17 protein-coding genes are annotated in these 19,028 nt (G+C 42.7%); 15 read left to right on the forward strand and 2 right to left on the reverse strand.

Translation table 11 applies throughout. The features are described from left to right. Positions 1-59: 59 nt before the first annotated feature. The 3 genes from VUI23_RS20325 (at position 60) to VUI23_RS20335 (ending at position 6,112) form a co-directional block, all read left to right on the forward strand. The gene (locus VUI23_RS20325) at positions 60-1,640 is read left to right on the forward strand and encodes an amidohydrolase family protein (RefSeq protein ID WP_216047823.1); all 1,581 of its coding nucleotides are present in this window, start codon (positions 60-62) and stop codon (positions 1,638-1,640) included. Positions 1,641-1,647: 7 nt separating this feature from the next. Then, entirely contained in the window at positions 1,648-4,233 is a 2,586-nt protein-coding gene (locus VUI23_RS20330) for a M14 family zinc carboxypeptidase (RefSeq protein ID WP_342805760.1), read from the forward strand. 163 nt (positions 4,234-4,396) lie between these two features. After that, positions 4,397-6,112, forward strand: coding sequence for a Na+/H+ antiporter NhaC family protein (locus VUI23_RS20335; RefSeq protein ID WP_342805762.1), 1,716 nt, complete (start codon positions 4,397-4,399; stop codon positions 6,110-6,112). A gap of 30 nt (positions 6,113-6,142) precedes the next feature. On the opposite strand, the gene hslO is transcribed toward VUI23_RS20335, so the two are convergent. Further along, a complete protein-coding gene (gene hslO / locus VUI23_RS20340; protein ID WP_342805764.1) occupies positions 6,143-7,039 on the reverse strand; it encodes an Hsp33 family molecular chaperone HslO in 897 nt (298 codons plus the stop codon). A gap of 9 nt (positions 7,040-7,048) precedes the next feature. Next, positions 7,049-7,453 (reverse strand): ribosome-associated heat shock protein Hsp15, encoded by a 405-nt coding sequence (hslR, locus tag VUI23_RS20345; protein ID WP_216047819.1) that lies wholly within the window; start codon positions 7,451-7,453, stop codon positions 7,049-7,051. Between the two features lie 144 nt (positions 7,454-7,597). On the opposite strand from hslR, the gene gspC reads away from it, so the two are divergent. The 12 genes from gspC (at position 7,598) to VUI23_RS20405 (ending at position 18,994) form a co-directional block, all read left to right on the forward strand. Next, positions 7,598-8,539, forward strand: a complete 942-nt coding sequence (gspC, locus tag VUI23_RS20350) for a type II secretion system protein GspC (protein WP_342805766.1) — start codon at positions 7,598-7,600, stop codon at positions 8,537-8,539. 65 nt (positions 8,540-8,604) lie between these two features. Continuing rightward, positions 8,605-10,599, forward strand: coding sequence for a type II secretion system secretin GspD (gene gspD, locus VUI23_RS20355; RefSeq protein WP_342808327.1), 1,995 nt, complete (start codon positions 8,605-8,607; stop codon positions 10,597-10,599). Positions 10,600-10,670: 71 nt separating this feature from the next. After that, the gene (gene gspE, locus VUI23_RS20360; RefSeq protein ID WP_216047914.1) at positions 10,671-12,161 is read left to right on the forward strand and encodes a type II secretion system ATPase GspE; all 1,491 of its coding nucleotides are present in this window, start codon (positions 10,671-10,673) and stop codon (positions 12,159-12,161) included. A 2-nt stretch (positions 12,162-12,163) separates the two neighbouring features. Then, positions 12,164-13,387 carry a type II secretion system inner membrane protein GspF gene (gene gspF / locus VUI23_RS20365; RefSeq protein WP_342805768.1) on the forward strand — a complete coding sequence of 408 codons (1,224 nt, stop codon included), beginning with the start codon at positions 12,164-12,166 and terminating at the stop codon, positions 13,385-13,387. Beyond that, on the forward strand, positions 13,387-13,827 hold the full coding sequence (gspG, locus tag VUI23_RS20370; RefSeq protein WP_252728976.1) for a type II secretion system major pseudopilin GspG: 441 nt from the start codon (positions 13,387-13,389) through the stop codon (positions 13,825-13,827). The genes gspF and gspG overlap by 1 nt, the downstream gene beginning before the upstream one ends. Before the next feature lie 68 nt (positions 13,828-13,895). Then, complete coding sequence (locus VUI23_RS20375) at positions 13,896-14,471, forward strand: type II secretion system protein GspH (RefSeq protein ID WP_342808329.1); 576 nt, start codon at positions 13,896-13,898, stop codon at positions 14,469-14,471. Beyond that, positions 14,468-14,857, forward strand: coding sequence for a type II secretion system minor pseudopilin GspI (gspI, locus tag VUI23_RS20380; protein ID WP_216047815.1), 390 nt, complete (start codon positions 14,468-14,470; stop codon positions 14,855-14,857). Before VUI23_RS20375 ends, gspI begins: the two co-directional genes overlap by 4 nt. Continuing rightward, entirely contained in the window at positions 14,854-15,483 is a 630-nt protein-coding gene (gene gspJ / locus VUI23_RS20385) for a type II secretion system minor pseudopilin GspJ (protein WP_216047814.1), read from the forward strand. The genes gspI and gspJ overlap by 4 nt, the downstream gene beginning before the upstream one ends. Further along, entirely contained in the window at positions 15,480-16,562 is a 1,083-nt protein-coding gene (gene gspK / locus VUI23_RS20390; RefSeq protein WP_342805770.1) for a type II secretion system minor pseudopilin GspK, read from the forward strand. Before gspJ ends, gspK begins: the two co-directional genes overlap by 4 nt. After that, a complete protein-coding gene (gspL, locus tag VUI23_RS20395) occupies positions 16,562-17,755 on the forward strand; it encodes a type II secretion system protein GspL (protein WP_342805772.1) in 1,194 nt (397 codons plus the stop codon). The genes gspK and gspL overlap by 1 nt, the downstream gene beginning before the upstream one ends. A gap of 1 nt (position 17,756) precedes the next feature. Further along, complete coding sequence (locus tag VUI23_RS20400; RefSeq protein WP_216047811.1) at positions 17,757-18,236, forward strand: type II secretion system protein M; 480 nt, start codon at positions 17,757-17,759, stop codon at positions 18,234-18,236. After that, positions 18,233-18,994 (forward strand): type II secretion system protein N, encoded by a 762-nt coding sequence (locus VUI23_RS20405; RefSeq protein WP_216047810.1) that lies wholly within the window; start codon positions 18,233-18,235, stop codon positions 18,992-18,994. Before VUI23_RS20400 ends, VUI23_RS20405 begins: the two co-directional genes overlap by 4 nt. The last annotated feature ends 34 nt before the right edge of the window (positions 18,995-19,028 follow it).

Below are 19,028 nucleotides of genomic sequence, written 5' to 3' on the forward strand. Positions count from 1 at the left end.
TTTTTACACTTTAATCGGGCGACTTAGTCGCCCTTTTTCACTATAGAGTAATCCCTAAAATGTATAACAATTGCCGACTGCGGTTCTTTTCAATATTATTTGTAGCAATCACATCCTGTGCCGCTTGCACTCAAAAATCTGAATCAATCGATATGATTATCACAGGTAAAAATATTTATACTGGTAATGAGCAACCAGCATTTTCAGGTTATATCGGCATTGATAAAGGCAATATTTCTTTTATTAGCGATACGCTTCCTGCGCATATTACTGCCACACAAACCATAGATGCAGGTGACAACATCATAGCGCCAGGTTTTATTGATACCCATACCCATGCCTGCAATGATTTTGGTAAAGACTCCCCGAATACAAATGTGAACTACACCACCCAAGGTGTAACCACTGTTTTTTGCAATGTCGATGGTGGCGGTAGCGTTGATGTCGCGGCAAAACTTAATCAATATGAACAACAAGGAATAGGCACAAATGTCGCCCTCTACGTTGGTCATGGCTCAATTCGTAAAGCGGTCATGGGCATAGAAGATCGCGCTCCAACCGATGCTGAGCTTGAGCAAATGAAAAGCCTAGTAGAACAAGCAATGAAAGCCGGAGCCTTAGGACTTTCAACAGGCTTGTATTATGTACCCGGTAATTACGCGATGACCAGTGAAGTGGTTGAACTAGCAAAAGTCGCAGCCCAGTATAATGGTGCCTATGACAGTCATATTCGCGACGAAAGCAGCTACAGCATAGGGCTGGTTAACGCAATTAAAGAAGTCATTCAAATTGGTCAACAAGCAGACATTCCCGTGCACGTTGCGCATATCAAATCATTAGGCGTTGACGTTTGGGGTAAAAGCGCAGAGGTGATCAAGTTAATAGACGAAGCTCGGCAACAAGGTATCGACGTTACTGCAGATCAATATCCTTGGCGCGCTTCAGGAACCAGCGTAGCAGGTAGTTTGGTACCAAGATATATAATGGCAGGTAGCAAAGAAGCGTATCATGCTCGAATGGAAGATGACGCACTATGGCCAACCTTGAAATTAGAAATGGCTGAAAATTTAAGACGCAGAGGCGGCGCAGAGTCGTTACTCATTAGTGATCCCAAACGCCCCGACATACGCGGAAAAACCCTAGCCGAGGTTGCAAGTTTGTGGGAGATTGAGCCAATTGATGCAGCTCGTCAAATTATTCTAGAAGGTAATGCGCGGGTCGCCAGTTTCAATATGTCTGATCAAGATATGAAAGCTTATATGACGCAATCTTGGGTAATGACCTCTTCCGATGGCAGCACTGGCCATCCTCGAAAATATGGCACTTTCCCCAAAAAGTTTCGTGAATATGTTAAACAGAAAGGTTGGTTAAGCACCCAAGAGTTTATTCAACGCAGTAGTTATTTACCTGCTAAAACCTTTGGATTGACAGGCAGAGGCGAATTGAAAGCGGGTTACGTTGCCGATATCGTAATATTTAATCCTGAGACTTATCAGCAAAAAGCGAGCTACTTACAGCCTACCGAACTTAGTGAGGGAGTAGAATGGTTAATCGTTAATGGCCAACCTGTCATTGAACAAAGCGTCGTTAATCAGACCTTAGCAGGACAACCCATCCGTCAATCTTCAGCATCAAGGTAAAATAACCATGCAGAACTATTTTCTAGCGCTCGTGAGTGTTGCGCTTTTATTTACCGCTTCCGTTAGTCCCAGGGCCAATGCTGCCCCTCAGGCTGACAGCTTTTATTCGCCGTCGACGGTTTTCGATCCTAGCGTCACTACCCCTGAGGACTTTTTAGGTCATGGGTTAGGTCAAAAGATGGTCCAGAACAATATGCTGACAGCTTATTTTCGTCAGCTAGCGGCGCAATCTGAGCGAGTCAAATATGAAGTAATTGCCTACAGTAATGAAAATCGACCAATAGTTACTTTAACCATAACCTCCCCGCAAAACATGGCCAATTTAGCGCAAATTCAAGCGAACCACATGGCCATACAAACCCCTAAAGGTAAAAGTACAGTCAGCGCAGATATGCCAGTAATTAGTTGGATTAATTTTGGTGTGCACGGTGGCGAAGTGAGCTCAACCGATTCAGCCTTGCCGATTGCTTATCATTTAGCTGCGGCCCAAGGGGAAGAGATCGATAACTTACTTAAAAACAGTGTCATTCTGCTCACGGCCAGCTTTAATCCAGATGGTAACAACCGTGAAGCGACGTGGAATTGGCAATATTCATCGAATGTCACGATTACCGATCCTAATCACGCTTTACATGGCTCTCCTTGGCCCTCAGGTAGAACTAATCATTACTGGTTTGATCTGAATAGACAATGGATGTTACAGCAACAGCCCGAACCTGTGGGTTGGGTCAGTAAGTTTCATCAATGGCGACCAAACATAGTCGCAGACTTCCATGAAATGCGCTCATATAAGTCGTTTTATTTTCATCCTGGTGCACCGGATAGAGTGCATCCTCTGATTAATGATCAGGCCATGCAATTACTCAGCGATGTAGTGCAAGGACCGCGAGACTTTTTGGACAGCGAAGCTCAGCTATATTTTAATCAAGAGTCTTACGACAATTTTTATTTAGGCAAAGGCGCGACATATCCTCATTTGTTTGGCAGCTTGGGAATATTGTTTGAACAGGCTAGCTCGGCAGGTTTGCTCGACACGCCCCGAGGTGTGTTGTCATTTGAGGATAATATTCGAACTTATTACCATGTGGCCTTAGCGCTTCTGGAAAATGCCGCTGAAAAGCGCCAAGCACTGCTTTCATTTCAACAGGATTTTGCCAGCAACTCGGCTAAAATGGCCGCACAAGATGACATAAAAGCATACATCTACAGCGCCCCTGAAGATCCAGTAAGATTGTTCCATTTCAATCAACTATTAACTCGCAACAAAATCCAGATCAAACCACTGACAAAAGATTTTGCTGTGAACGGTAAAACATTTCGTAAAAACGAAGCGTTTATCGTGGAGTCAAAGCAGGCCAATTATCGTATGCTTAAAGGTCTGTTTTCCAAGATAACCACCTTTGAAAATAATACCTTTTATGATGTGTCTGGATGGACATTGCCCCTTGCTTTTGGGATTGACTTCGAGCCTCTAACTCGCACTAGATATAAAGCTGGTTCAGCTATAACCGTCGAGTTCCCAACACAGCAACCACCAAGCAGGGCAAATGTCGCCTATGTTTTTGATTGGAGCCACTACAACGCGCCGAAAGTACTAAATACGCTACTGCAGCAGGGATATCTACCGCGCATTGCCACTGAACCTTTTAAGGCACAAACTGATAAAGGTATCCAAGCATTTGGACGGGGCAGTGTCATAGTGCCGGTGCTCAAGCAGATAGGTGCTAATGCAAACGTAAACGGCGAAAATTTATATAACATAATCCAGCAGGCAGCTATTCATGATGGGGTAAAAGCCTACGCATTAAACAGCTCCCATACCACCAGCATAGGTATGGATTTGGGCAGCAATAGTATTGACGCTGTCACTTTACCAAAAGTCGCACTGGTTATTGGGCCTGGAATGTCTCCCTATCAGGCTGGTGAGGTGTGGCACCTGTTAGATAAACGTATGCATATGCCTGTTGTTTTACTAGATAAAAGTAAACTTTCTAGTGCGGATTTGTCAGCCTATACCCACCTAGTCATGACGGATGGAAAATATTCAGATATCAGTAATTCGCTACAAGAGAAGATTTCAACTTGGGTAAGGAAGGGCGGATCTCTGGTTGGTATCGGTGATGGTGCGCGCTGGGCAGGAACAAAATTACTGGATATTAAAGTGGCTGACATTGGCAAAGGAAAATTAGCCTCACAATCGCGAATTGATTATTCAAATAAGGCAATGGTTAAGGCACAAGTTATTATTGGTGGTGCGGTTGTGGCCGGTGATTTAGATATTAGTCACCCACTAGGTTACGGATATACCCGCCGCGAGATTGCCAGCCAACGTAGCGGTCTTTTAGCATTTGAACCGCCTAAAAATCCCTACGCCAGTGTAATAAAAATTGCCCAGAATTCACTATTAAGTGGCTACGCTTCTGCTGAAAACCAACAGCAATTAGCAGGCAAAACCAGCTTGGTAGCAGAAAGAAAAGGCAAGGGCAGTGTTATATTATTTACTGATGATCCTAATTTCCGCGGATACTTTTATGGCACAGAGAAGCTGTTTCTAAACAGTCTATTTTTCTCAACCTTATTTACTGCGCCTTAATCGGTAAAAACAGGCAAATCACAGATCAGGCAATCTAATATAAAAGCCTCCAAGTTATAACCTGTAGTTATGATTAGGAGGCTTTTTGTGAGGCCTTGATATTATCCTGCCGTGTTAGGCTTTAATTAATCGATAACTAGACGTATCCTTTGTTTTATTCATCATGCATTATAATAAATTAGCGCTTTACCTATTTGTTCTGGCTTTGTTCTCCGCGTTTTATATTAATACTTCTGTCACACCAAACTGGGTAGAACAGCAGCATTCTTACCCCACTTATAACAATGCATCAGGCGAACTTGTTTACACCATCAATAATCACCAGTTTGAAGTCAAAAACATCGTTGATTATCAACTCTCCCCATTGCGACAAAGCGCTTTAGATCAGTATGGTAAACCTGCGTTATCTGAGCAATGGGTAAGGATGCCTGACCAACAACTGGTGTTACTCAAGACCGCTTTCCATTTTGGTATTTGGTCGTTATTACCGGCCGTCATTGCTATTTCATTATGTTTGCTTACCAAACAGCCGATTCCTGCCCTATTAGGTGGCACAATTATCGGCGCACTCATGTTAGGTCGGTATGATATTACCGATAAAGTGCTGCTTCCAAGCATCGCCTCAGACAGCGCTGCAACCATTGTTTTATTGTACCTTTGGCTGCTTGGCGGCTTGATGGGAGTCTGGACTCGCACTGGAGCAGCACAAGCATTCGCTCAGGCGATGACCCGTCATTTTGTTAAGGGACCGCGCTCAGCGAAGCTGATTACATGGATATTAGGCGTATTCTTTTTTCAAGGAGGAACAATAAGCACAGTATTGGTGGGGACAACGGTTAAGCCCTTTGCAGATGAAGCAAAAGTCAGCCACGAAGAAATGAGTTACATTGTAGATTCAACGGCATCGCCCATCGCGTCAGTCTTAGCCTTCAATGCTTGGCCAGTCTATGTGCAATCATTGATATTTGTGCCTGGCGTGGCTTTTCTGGCAACCGAGTCTGATCGAATCCGTTTTTTCTTCACCAGTATCCCTTTTAGCTTTTATGGAATTCTCGCGGTATTGGGTACGCTCTTGTTGTGCTTTAACGTTACATGGCATTGCGGTAGTCGAATCCGTACAGCCCGTTTACGGGCGCTCAATACTGGCCGCTTAGACGCAAAAGATGCAAACCCGATACATACTGATGAATTACAAAAATCGGAAGTGCCTAGCCATTATTCGCCGAGTGTTTATGAATTTGCAGTGCCTTTGGTCACCTTAATTGCTATCGCAGTAGGAACCTTTATTACGCTAGGTTCGCCGAAAGTAAATTGGGCATTCGCTACAGCACTTTGCTTGTCTTGTGTAATGGCCTTATCACGAGGGATGACCTTAGACGAATTGCTTGGCGGCATTGGTAATGGTCTAAAATCAGTGGTCGTTGCTTCTGTGCTGTTGGTATTGGCGATCACAATTGGCGGTATCAATAAGGAAATTGGTGGTGGTTTATTTTTGATAGATTTACTCGACCATCAAATAGCATTTTGGATGTTACCTGTCATTCTCCAGATTCTAACCATGATCATTGCATTTTCAACCGGAACAAGTTGGGGTACATACGCAATTGCATTCCCTTTAGCCATGCCGTTAGCTTGGGCAATTGGTATCAATCAAGAAGTTGCTCACCCAGAAATTTTCATGGCGATTTGTTTTGCGACGGTTTTGAATGGCAGCGTATACGGTGATCAATGCTCTCCCATTTCGGATACAACCATTTTAAGTGCGATGACCACAGGTTGTGACTTGATGGACCATGTTAAGTCACAAATAATACCTGCTAGCATAGCCGCAACATGCGCAGCTATGCTTTGGACTTTATCTGCATTGCTGTTGGTTTAACCAACAGCATTCAAATATAGCAGTAGCGAACTATTGTGTCTGCGTAGGCTGAGCATGGCCTTCGTTATGAATTGCTTCGATATCTATCGCATCGAAACTGTATTCCTTGTGGCAGTATTGGCAATTCAACCTTACGGCACCATCTTCGGCCACAATATTAAGTAACTCTTGTTTATCAACATTTGCGATCGCCGCAGCACTGCGTTCTTTACTGCAGGTACAAGAGAACTTGATGTCTTGAGGTGGGTAAAGTTGGACTTCTTCTTGATGATAAAGTCGGTGCAATACTTCAGTGGCTGGCAGCCCTAACAATTCCTCAGCAGTAATAGTCTGGCTAATCGTAGTTAAGTGAATGAAGTCAGTGTGTTCAGACGCATCTGTCATTTCGCTACTGGTTGGCAAAACTTGCAAAAATAAACCACCAGCTCTATTTATTTCACCTTTGAGAGAGGTTTTTAAAATGACTTTGGTAGGCAGTTGTTCAGATTGGCTGAAATACCCTTCAAGACACTCTGATAAAGTCGGCTTGTCGATCGCCACCATGCCTTGATATCGCTCTCCCACTTCAGGAGTAATGGTAATAACTAACACTCCCTTAGGCATGAGTTCGGTTAACGATGTTGGAAGTTCAGCCGCTTCTGAGTCCCACCGTGCCACACCACGCAATTTTTGATCATGAGTACCATTTATTACTGCGTACTTAACCAAACCTTCACTTTGCAATTGCAAAGCAATATCACCTTTGAACTTTAACGTTGCAGTCAGCAAAGATGCAGCAGCCATTAATTCACCCAGTAATTGTTGAAGGACAGGGGGATATTGCTGTGAATTTAGAATTTCTTGATAACTATTTTCTAGTTGCACAAGTTCACCGCGTACGTTGGCGTTGTTAAAGACATAACGATGTAACTGATCAAAATGGGACATAAGATTCTCTTACTGCTGTTTAAATTGAATTATTTTGCGACGCTGCTTTTTATCCGGTCGTGTCTCTGGTCTCGGACTATGGAATGCGCTTAACTTGCGCGCCTCTGCATTTTTTTCACGTTGCGCGATGCTTTTTTCTGTTTCCGCGTAGAGTAATTGAGCTTGTGGTGCACTTACTCGTTTATCACTTAACCCTTCTACAATTACTTCCTTGCTATCGAATCCGGCAGGGAGCACAATTGTCGCACCCAATTCGACACTTCGACTGGCTTTTGCTCTTTGTCCATTATATTGCACCTTGCCAGATTGCACCATGTCTCGAGCTAAAGATCGGGTTTTAAAAAATCGAGCAGCCCAAAGCCACTTATCTAAGCGAACTATTTCAGTGTTTTTGTTGTCTGTCTTATTCTTCATATATAGAACCTATTGGGCTTAAGCTTAAAAACCTTAGAATTGTAATTATATGGTAATGTTAATCTTTAATAGTTGTGGCCCTTTAATCTACTGGTTATCATTGTCCCCGTTTAGCGACGATAATCGACCAAAAAGTGGTAAAAGATGAGCCTTAGTAGTACAAACTTAAGTCAAATATGGCTGCAAATTAGCAAATATCAATCACAGATTAATCTGTTGGTTGTTATTTTGTTGGTTCTGTATCTTTTGGCTTTTTTAGCTGAGATGACTTGGCGGCTAATTCCAGAGCCACAAAACACTTCAAATCAAAGTTTTCAAACTAACCAAACTGGCAATACTTCAAGCAACTCTGGCTCACGAGTGAGTTTGTCACAGTTGAAAAGTTTAAACCTATTTGGCGATTTAACCGCAAAAGAAGTCACCACGGTTAAACAAGAAGTAACGGAAGCACCTGAAACCCGCTTGAACTTAACCTTAACAGGTGTGGTCGAGACTGATGAGCCAGGTGTTGGTGCGGCGATAATTGAGAATCGCGGTTCACAGAATACCTATGGCATCGATGATGAAATTGATGGTACCAATGCAAGCTTAGTTGAAGTGTTCGCAGATAGGGTAATCATAAAAAATGGTCCTCGTCGCGAAACCTTAATGCTAGACGGGTTAGAATACTCAAAAGAAAGCCAAGCATACCAACCAGCTGTTGAAACCACCGCTGATAATAGAATAGATGACAAAGAACAATATACCGAATTGACTCCTGAAATGGTGGAAACGACCAGAGAGATACGGCGCAACCCTGCCGGATTTACCGATTACATTATGGTCTCTCCGGTTCAAGGCCAAGATGGTTTAATTGCCGGCTATAAAATAGCCCCTGGTAAAAATCCAAGTTTATTTAAAGGTGCTGGATTTTTAGTCGGGGATGTCATTACCGAGATTAACGGCTTAGATTTGACTGATCCTGAACAAGCTATAGAAGCCTTGGCAGCATTAAATCAATCGGATTCGTTACAACTAACAATTAGTCGAAGTGAGGAACTTCTCACTTTGTATTTGGATTTCCCTGAAGGGGGAGAAGATTTATGAGGATTACCCCTATGACGCAAACAAGCCGTAGTAGATTTAGAGGCTTATGTTTGGCAGCATGTGCAATGCTTTTGACGATGTCGACGATGACATCCGCTAAAGAATATTCCCCCAATTTTAAAAATGCTGAGATTTCCGAATTCATAAATATTGTAGGCAAGAACCTGCAAAAAACCATAATCGTCAGCCCAGACGTACGCGGCAAAATCAGCGTACGTAGTTATGACTTGCTTAATGAAGAGCAATATTACCAATTTTTCCTCAACGTATTACAAGTATACGATTTTGCAGTGGTAGAAATGCCAAATGGCATATTGAAAGTAGTTCGAGCTAAAGACGCAAAAACATCTAATATTCCGGTTATTCAAGGTACCCCTTTTGATGGTGATGAAATGATCACCCGAGTGGTTCCGGTATACAACGTGCCAGTGCGAGAGCTTGCCCCGATTCTTCGCCAGTTGAACGATCAAGCAGGTGGTGGCAACGTAGTGAGCCATGACCCATCCAACGTCATGATGCTGACCGGCCGAGCTGCTGTGGTAAATCGCTTGGTAGAGATCATTGAGCGTGTGGATCAAGCTGGTGATGAAGAAGTTGAAATAGTAGAACTTAAATATGCATCTGCATCAGAGATGGTGAGAATTATTGAAAACATCAATAAAAATGCATCCAAAACCCAAACAACCGGTAAATCGGAGCCTCGTCTGGTAGCTGACGACCGAACCAATAGTGTAATAGTGTCTGGCGATAACAAAGGTCGCAAACGCTTAATTAACCTAATTACCAAAATGGATAAAGAATTAGAAACCAGCGGTAATACTCGGGTTATTTTTGTGAATTACGCTAAAGCAGAAGAGCTAGTTAAAGTTCTGCAAGGAGTAAGTGCTAGCATTCAAGCTGAAGAACAAGGCGGACAAAGCAGCAATACAAAAAGTAGAACATCTAACAACCGTGAAGTAAGTATCGATTTTCACTCAGATTCCAATGCACTCGTAATCACCGCAGAGCCTGACATGATGCGTTCGCTAGAAGAAGTCATTCGTCAGTTGGATATACGTCGAGCACAAGTAACCGTTGAAGCCATTATTGTTGAAGTATTTGAAGGTGACGGCACAACGGTAGGTGTTCAGTGGGCCAGTGAAGATGGTGGTGGTCAGCAATTTACAAATGGTGTTGTGGGGATTGGCTCGTTAGCAGTTGCAGCCGATGAAGCAGAAGATCAAACAACCACGACCACAGGGTTCGATGACGATGGTGACCCGTATTCATATGACTCTGTCACATCTGGTGATTTCACTTCACTAGCATCCTTGCTAGGCGGCGTTAACGGATTCTTAGTTGGTGTAGTGAAAGATGGTTGGGGGGCAGTACTACAAGCAGTAAGCACTGATACCAATTCTAACGTTCTCTCTACTCCACACTTAACCACCATGGATAATGAAGAAGCGTTCTTCATCGTTGGTCAAGAAGTACCTATTATTACCGGTTCTTCAACGGGTTCAAACAATGCCAACCCATTCCAAACTGTGGAACGACAAGAAGTAGGTATAAAACTAAAAGTGACACCTCAAATCAACGAAGGTGATGCAGTTCAACTATTAATTGAACAAGAAGTCTCTAGCGTCAGTGGTGCGACATCTGTTGATATTGCGATTAACAAACGGGAAATTAAAACCACAGTAATTGTGGATGACGGCGGTACAATTGTACTGGGTGGCTTAATCGACGAAGAAGTGCAGGAAAGTGTTTCCAAGGTGCCTATATTAGGTGATATTCCTTACCTAGGTAACTTGTTTAAATCCACCACTACCAGCAAGCGCAAACGTAACTTAATGGTATTTATTCGTCCGACCATCGTGCGAGATGGCGCGACTATGAATTCTATTAGCCATAAAAAATACAACTACATTCGTGCGCAGCAACTACAGCGTCAATCTGAAGGTATCCCTTTGATGCCTAATACTGATACACCTGTATTACCGGAGTGGGAAGATGAACTATCTTTACCGCCTTCTTTCGAAGAATACATGTTGAATAAAGAGCAGGAAAGCAAGCATTAATGAGTATTGAAACAGCTGAAAATGCTGAACTCAATCCAAATCTGTTAGACGCTGAAGTTAATTCTACGGAAATGGCTGATGAAGATGTGGTTCAACACAAGCAGTTAGCATTTAGTTTTGCGAAGCGTCATAAAGTGTTGCTGGATACCGGTGAAGAACCCGCTATTTTGTATCACACAGCAAGCACAGATTTTTCAATTTTCATTGAGGTACGTCGATTTCTGCAGGCTGACTTTCAATTAAAAGAAATTGCCGACGAGCAATTTGAAAACCTGCTTACCAAGGCGTTTCAACGCGACTCGTCAGCGGCTAAACAGCTGATGGAAGATATCGGCAATGAAAGTGACTTATTCGCGTTAGCTGAAGAACTGCCTGATACCGAAGATTTATTAGAAAATGAAGATGATGCGCCTATCATCAAGTTAATCAATGCAATGTTAAGTGAAGCAATTAAAGAAGGTGCTTCTGACATTCATATTGAAACCTTCGAAAATCAATTAATAGTGCGATTTCGTGTAGACGGAGTGTTACGGGAAATATTACGGCCAAACCGTAAATTATCTTCCATGCTAGTGTCCCGTATTAAAGTCATGGCGAAGTTAGATATTGCCGAAAAGCGCGTTCCTCAAGATGGCCGCATTACCTTAAGAATAGCCGGACGCGCTGTGGATGTTAGGGTTTCAACCATGCCTTCGAGTCATGGTGAACGTGTGGTTCTGCGTTTGTTAGATAAAAATAACGCCCGCTTAAATTTAACTGATTTAGGTATGACCGCAAAAAACCGTGAAATTTTTTCCGTTTTAATTCGCAAACCTCACGGGATTATTTTGGTTACAGGTCCTACTGGCTCAGGTAAAAGTACAACCCTATACGCTGGCCTTTCAGAAATAAATTCGAAAGACCGGAATATTTTAACCGTTGAAGATCCCATCGAATTTGATTTACAAGGCATCGGCCAAACTCAAGTTAATCCCCGTGTAGACATGACGTTTGCGCGAGGTTTGAGAGCAATATTACGGCAAGATCCTGACGTGGTCATGATTGGTGAAATTCGCGATCTCGAAACAGCACAAATTGGTGTGCAGGCCAGTTTAACCGGTCACTTAGTATTATCTACGTTACACACCAATACCGCCGCAGGAGCCATAACTCGACTTGAAGATATGGGAATTGAACCCTTTTTGTTATCTTCCAGTTTACTGGCTGTTTTGTCGCAAAGACTAGTAAGAACCCTTTGCCCTGATTGTAAAACGCCTCACCTTCCAAGCGAAGCCGAGTGTCAAATTTTAGGCTTAGAGCATGCCTCCAATAGCCAAAATATTTATAGTCCCAAAGGCTGTGCAGCTTGTAATCAAACAGGTTATCGCGGTCGGACCGGGATCCACGAATTACTGGTAGTTGACGAACCAACCCGTGAAATAATTCATAACGGTCATGGTGAGCAAGCTATAGAAAAACATGTTAGGAAAAATACACCGAGTATTCGCGAAGACGGCTGTAACAAAGTACTTCTTGGGTATACATCCTTAGAAGAAGTACTGCGCGTTACCCGGGAGGATTAACCGTGGCCGCTTATGCTTACAAAGCGATTACCCAATCTGGTCGCAATAAAAGTGGTGTTTTAGAAGGCGATAACGCTCGGCATATTCGACAACAGTTGCGAGAATTAGAGCTTATTCCGCTAGAAGTAGAGCAAGTAACGGAACAGCAACAGCGCGACAACAAAAATCGATTTACCTTGTTCACTCGCGGCATATCCGCCAGCGATTTAGCCCTTTTAACACGGCAAATTGCCACCTTGGTTGAATCTGCTTTGCCAATCGAGGAAGCACTTTTAGCGGTAGCAGAACAATGTGAAAAGCCCCGTCATAAAAATATGATGATGGCCGTTCGCAGTAAGGTAGTAGAAGGTCATTCTCTTGCCGATGCAATGGGAGAGTTTCCGCAAGTATTCGATGAGCTATTTCGAGCAATGGTTGCAGCAGGTGAAAAGTCAGGGCATTTAGACACAGTACTTAATCGACTGGCCGATTACACAGAAAAAAGTCAACGCACTCGCAGCCAAATTACCCAAGCACTAGTTTACCCTGCCATCATGCTATTTTTTGCATTTGGTATTATTTTCTTACTGTTGACCGTAGTAGTGCCTAAAATTGTAGGACAATTCGACAACATGGGTCAGGAACTTCCTGCAATTACCAGCATCTTAATCTCTGTAAGCACTTGGTTACAAAGCTACGGTCTGATTGCAATAGTGTTAATTGTTATATTGATACTCTTGATTCGCAGAATTCTCAAACAACCGCTTATGAAAAAACGTTATCACAAGTTTATTTTGGAATTACCTTTGATTGGTAAAGTATCCAAAGGCTTGAATACGGCGCGTTTCGCCAGCACATTAAGTATACTAACCGCGAGTGCAGTGCCGTTGTTAGAGGCGATGCGCATAGCCGGTGACGTACTTGAAAATTTGCACATTAGAGAAGCTGTAGCCGATGCGGCAATTAAAGTGAAAGAGGGCTCTAGTCTGCGTGGAGCCTTAGAAAAGACCAAAATGTTTCCGCCTATGATGATGCATATGATTGCATCGGGTGAAAGAAGCGGTGAGCTTCAGCAAATGTTAAAACGAGCAGCAGACAACCAAGATAGGGAATTCGAAGCCCTAGTTGGTGTCTCATTAAAAGTTTTTGAACCAATTTTGATTGTTAGTATGGCAGCAATTGTTTTGTTTATCGTACTGGCAATTCTACAACCAATTTTAGCGCTTAATAATATGGTGAATATGTAATGAAAATTAACAATCCTCGACAAGCTGGTTTTACCTTAATAGAGGTAATGGTGGTGTTATTGATTATTGGTATCATGGCGGGCCTAGTGGCACCGCAAATACTCGGTAACCAAGAAGAAGCTCAGCGAAAAGCTGCTGCTATTGATATTCAATCATTGGAAAGTGCATTGACCCGCTACAAGTTAAGTAACAACCGTTTCCCAACCACCGAGCAAGGGTTAGATTCTTTGGTTAACGAACCGACAATAGACCCTATTCCACGCAATTACCCAACCGGCGGCTATATTAATCGTTTGCCTAATGACCCTTGGGACAATCCTTATCAATTGGTTAGCCCAGGTGAAATAGGCGTGATAGATATTTTTTCTAATGGCCCAGATGGTGAACCAGGAACGGAAGACGATATTGGTAACTGGAATCTTGGCGATTACCTAAACTAAACATTGAGTTGCCCATAATGCGAGCACGGTCATTAAAGTACCATTCAGGATTTACTCTCATCGAGATCATGGCGGTGCTAGCAATTATGGGAATTGTTATAAGTGTAATTTCATTTAATAACTTCTCACCGACCCCTTCTGAAGAATTAGAAAAACAAGCGAAACGATTCCAGATAGTAGTGGATATGGCATCTGATTTTGCGGTGTTAAACCAGCAAGAGTTAGGTATTCGTATTGAACCTGAAACCGCTGAATATATATTTATGCAGTTAGATGAAGAACAAAATTGGCAACTACTGGAAGGACAACAAGCGTTCGGTCGTTATCAATTACCAGAACCCTACTCTTTGGCGTTAGAGCTCGACGAATTACCTTGGATTGAAGAAGACAATTTGTTTAGCGACGGTATATTCGATGAATCCTTGTCCTTTGATGAGGACCGCGTTGACATTGGCAGTGAAGAAGAAGAGAAAAAACTACCGCCACCACAAATCATGTTGTTATCCAGTGGTGACGTGACACCATTTAGTTTAACTATGATGTATGAGCCTGATTTTTCTAATGATGATCCCGTGTATTTTAAGCTGAATGCCATTGATAGTGTGCCCCTTGAAAGGTTGGGTCCTTTGGATAGTGACTTATGAACACTAACACTCACAACAAAGGTTTCACCTTGTTAGAAGTCATGCTGGCGCTACTGATCTTTGCGATAACCGGCACCGCTATCATGAAATCGGCCACTGACCATTTAAACGGTGTCAGCCAAATCGAAAATATTACCTTTGCCACTTGGGTAGCCAATAATCGCCTTACCCAAATCAACATCGAAAATAGCTGGCCCCTAAAAGACAATTTGAAGGGCGAAGAAAAGATGGCTGGTACTACTTGGTACTGGCAACAAAAATTATTGTCCACCCCGGATGAATCTTTGATCGGGATTGAAATCGTAGTGGGGACCGACGAAAATTTCGACCGCACGATAACCAGTGTGACCTCCTATATGGCTAAACCCAAGAGCACAATAAGATGATTGGTCAAAAGCAACGCGGTTTCACACTGATTGAAATTATGATTGCTGTGGCAATCTTCACTCTTATCGGTATCGCTTCCACCAGCGTAATGACCGCCGTTATCGACAGTGATGAATTATCTGAAAATCGTTTCGAAAAACTACAAACTTTGCAAAGAGCGATGCTCACCATTGAACGAGATATGCTTCAAGCGGTGCCCAGAGCAGTGCGCCTAGACGGTGAAGAGAATACGCAAGTTATGCACGCAGAAAAGAACTTCTTGGAAAGCGAAGCTGATGGTTTTGCTTTTGTGCGAGCTGGATGGCAAAACCCGCAACTAATGTTACAACGCAGCACCTTACAAAGTGTTGGCTACCGTATGCAAGAAGGTAGGTTAGAGCGTTTGTACGGTAATTACGTTGATAATGTAGTTGGTTATGAACCCAAAGTACGGGTTTTATTAACTAAGGTAGATGATTTTCAAGTGCATTTTTTATTAAACTCTGGCGAAGATTCTGCCGACTCACAAAGCTGGGATGATTCTTATGCTCAAGATACCCTGCCAGTAGCCGTGAAGATTACCATCACCAGTCAAGAATTCGGCGTCATTGAGCGTAAGTTTTTAATGAGCAGCGCAGATTCGTGAATACTAGCTTGGCAAATTATTCAAAGCAGCAGGGGGTCGCTTTAATCATTGTTTTGATGATTGTCGCGCTGGTTGCGATTATTGCCACTGAAATGGGGTCAAGATTGCAACTTCAAGTGACTCGCGCAACCAACATTAAAGATAACAATCAAGCATTTTGGTATGCAATGGGGGCTGAGCAATTTGCGATTAAATCCATCGGTGAACTATTAGAGTCAAATCCTGATGTGATTTCATTAGAAGCTGGCTGGTCTGAACAATTTACCTTTCCTTTAGAAGGTGGCGGTATTCAAGCTCAGTTGACCGATATGCAAACCTGCCTAAATCTCAATGCTATCGACTCGGTAAATCGAGTACAACAAAGCAGCAGTCAAAACGGCAATGATAACGATAACACTAACGGCGACAGCGAGGTTAAAAAGGTGCTACGTGGAAATAGCAGCGGTGATATCAATTCCGTCCCTGAAGAGGCCCTAGCGTTTGAACGCTTATTGACCAACGTTGTGCCAGAGTTGGATAACTATTCAATTGAAGTTGTCAGAGACTCGTTAATTGATTGGCTAGACCAAGATGACAACATGTCACAAAGCGGGGCCGAAGATGCCGACTATGCAGCGTTAGTAAACCCTTACTTAGCCGCAAACAACTTAATGGTCAGTAAGTCTGAAATACGTCTAGTTAACGGCGTTAAAGCCCAATGGATTAATGACCTGCTGCCGATGGTCTGTGTTATTCCAAATGTGTCAGAAATGAAAATTAATGTGAATACTGTAAAAGAAGATCAAGCTCCTGTATTAGCAGCATTAACAGGTGCACCAGTATCGGAAATTCAAAGCCTCATCAGTAATCGTGCACCTGATGGCTACCAAAATGTACAGGATTTCTTAGCGGAAACACTGTTTACCAATCACACATTAACCGAACAACAACAACGTTGGTTTGATGTAAAAACAGAATACTTTCTATTACATACCAAGACCCGTTACAATAACGCCACATTTGCTATGTCTTCCCTACTGAAAGTAGAAAATAACGACCAAGTGATTGTCATACGACGAGAATTTGGAGGAGTACTTTAATGGAACATCTGGTTATCCGCCTAGGCTCAACCACTAGTGACCCAGTCAATTGGTTAGTATGGTCTGGTCAAGAGCAGGAAATTATTGCCTCTGGCGTACTAGATAATGCGGAACAGCTTAATTCTTTATCTGAACGTGCAGGCAAACGTCCTATTACCGCCTTAGTCCCAGGTTGTGACTTTTTGTTGAAATGGGTCGCCATGCCAGCGAAGGCATCGCGAAAAGCGCTAACGGCGATACCATACATGCTTGAGGAAGATTTAAGCATGGATATTAGCGAACAGTTTTTTGCCTTAGGGGAAAAAAATGGCAACATGCAAGCGGTTGCAGTAGTTAGCAGAGATAAGATGGCAAACTGGCTAGAGGTTATCAAACAAGCCGGTTTGTACTGCAATAAAATGCTCCCCGATATACTTGCCCTTCCCTACATTGAAGATGCGTGGAGCTTAGTAACCCTTGGACAGCAAGCTATTATTCGTCAAGATCAATGGCAAGGTCTGCAAGGTGATGCAACTTGGTTATTGCAAGCCACTGAGCATTTTGCAAAACAGCAAACAACACCGCTAAAAGTAGCGAATCACAGTGACTTAGATATTTCTAACTTAGCCAACGTTGAACAAATCGAACAGCAGTTAGACTTACCCATGCAATTGCTTGCAACAGGTGCCTTAAAAACCACATTTAATCTGTTACAAGGCGAGTTTAAAGCTAAACAACAAAATCGTAGTCAGTGGCGTCAATGGCGAGTTGCAGCGGTTTTAGCTATTCTCGCCCTTGTGGTTACATTGGTTGATAAAGGCGTGCAAGTTAATCAACTTAAACAACAAAGTGCGGATCTAACTAAGCAAATGCACGAGCAATTTGCCAAAGCCTTTCCTAATCAACCAAAACCCACAAGAATCCGTTTAGCGATGGAAAGAGAACTGGCTAAATTAGCCAACGGGGGCGGACAAACATCAATGCTAGCAATGATGTCACAACTCACCGAAGCCTTTCAAAATAGCGACGTTAAACCACAAACTATACGTTTTGATAGTGCGCGTTCAGAATTGCGACTACAGGCCGTTGCGGCAAACTTCGAAGCATTAGAACGATTTAAACGTTTAGCCCAAGAAAAAGGCTTCGAGGTACAACAAGGTGCAATTAACAACAAAGACAACCAAGTGATTGGTTCGTTATCGATAAGGAGCTGATATGAAAGATTTGTTGGATAAATTTAATCAGCTATCAGAGCGCGAAAGAATTTTAGTCGTAGTATCGGGTTTGTTATTAATAATCGCCCTATTTTACTATTTGGTGTGGGCCCCTATTGACAATTCTTTGCAAACTCAAAGCAAGTTAGTCGCGACTAAACAAGCTGACCTAATATGGTTTAAACAAAATGCAAATCGTGCAATCCAAATGCGCAGCGGAAATGGTAATGCATCTGTGTTTTCAGGCTCGTTACCCCAAGCAGTCAATCAAACTGCTGGGCGGGTGAAAATAGCAATTTCTAGAATGCAGCCTCAAGGCGAAGAGTTAAAGGTTTGGGTAGACCAAGCCCCCTTTAACGATGTGGTGAGTTGGTTACAAAGTATGGAAAATCTTGGGATCCGCATCATCAATGTTGATTTAGCGGAAGCCAACGTGTCAGGAATGGTAAAAGTCAGAAGTTTGCAGTTAGGAAAATCATGAAGCAAGTTGTTAAGTGGAGTCTTCTAGGCATTTTAGCCTTTTTGATTTTACTCATTATTAAGTTACCCGCTAGCCAAGTTATTTATCGCGCTAACCAATCCAATGATCTGAGCATTGAAGGTGTGCAAGGAACGATATGGAATGCCTCAGCTAGTATTATCAGTGTTAATAACATTACCATTGAAGATGTTAGCTGGCAGGTGTCATTTTGGGATTTGTTATTTGGCCAAATGACGTTAGACATAGATGGCGGGGATTTACGCTCAAGTGACAAAGTCTCATTACAAGGCATCGTTAGCATTGATATGTTCGACCCAAGCCATGTTCAATCTTCCGATTTAACTGTGTATTTACCGGCAGATATGGCTATTGCCCAAGCCCCCTTACCAATAGCAGTAAACGCAGGAGGCCGCTTTAAAGTCTCTTTAACCGAATTAGATTATGCTGGAAAATGTATTGGTTTATCCGGCAAAGGCCAATGGTTGAATGCGGGGTTAGAAGGCTTGGTAGGGCTTAGTGAACCTTTGAGTTTAGGTAACTTTCAAGCAAATCTAAGTTGCATTGAGGATGATATTCTAGTCAAAATCACCCCACCCAATGTATTTAATTTAACCGCTGATGCTCGGATTCCAAGCACATTAAAAGTAAAATTAAATGGTCAGTTCAAACCCGACGATAGTTTACCCAAACAAGTTAGGGATGCCGCTCAGTTCTTTGGCCGTCCCGACAAACAAGGGTTTTATAAAATAAAATTTTAGGAACAGAGGGAGTATAAGTTCCCTCTATCGACCT

Origin of the sequence: Alteromonas sp. M12 (assembly GCF_037478005.1) — a bacterium.
Taxonomy (GTDB): domain Bacteria; phylum Pseudomonadota; class Gammaproteobacteria; order Enterobacterales; family Alteromonadaceae; genus Aliiglaciecola; species Aliiglaciecola lipolytica_A.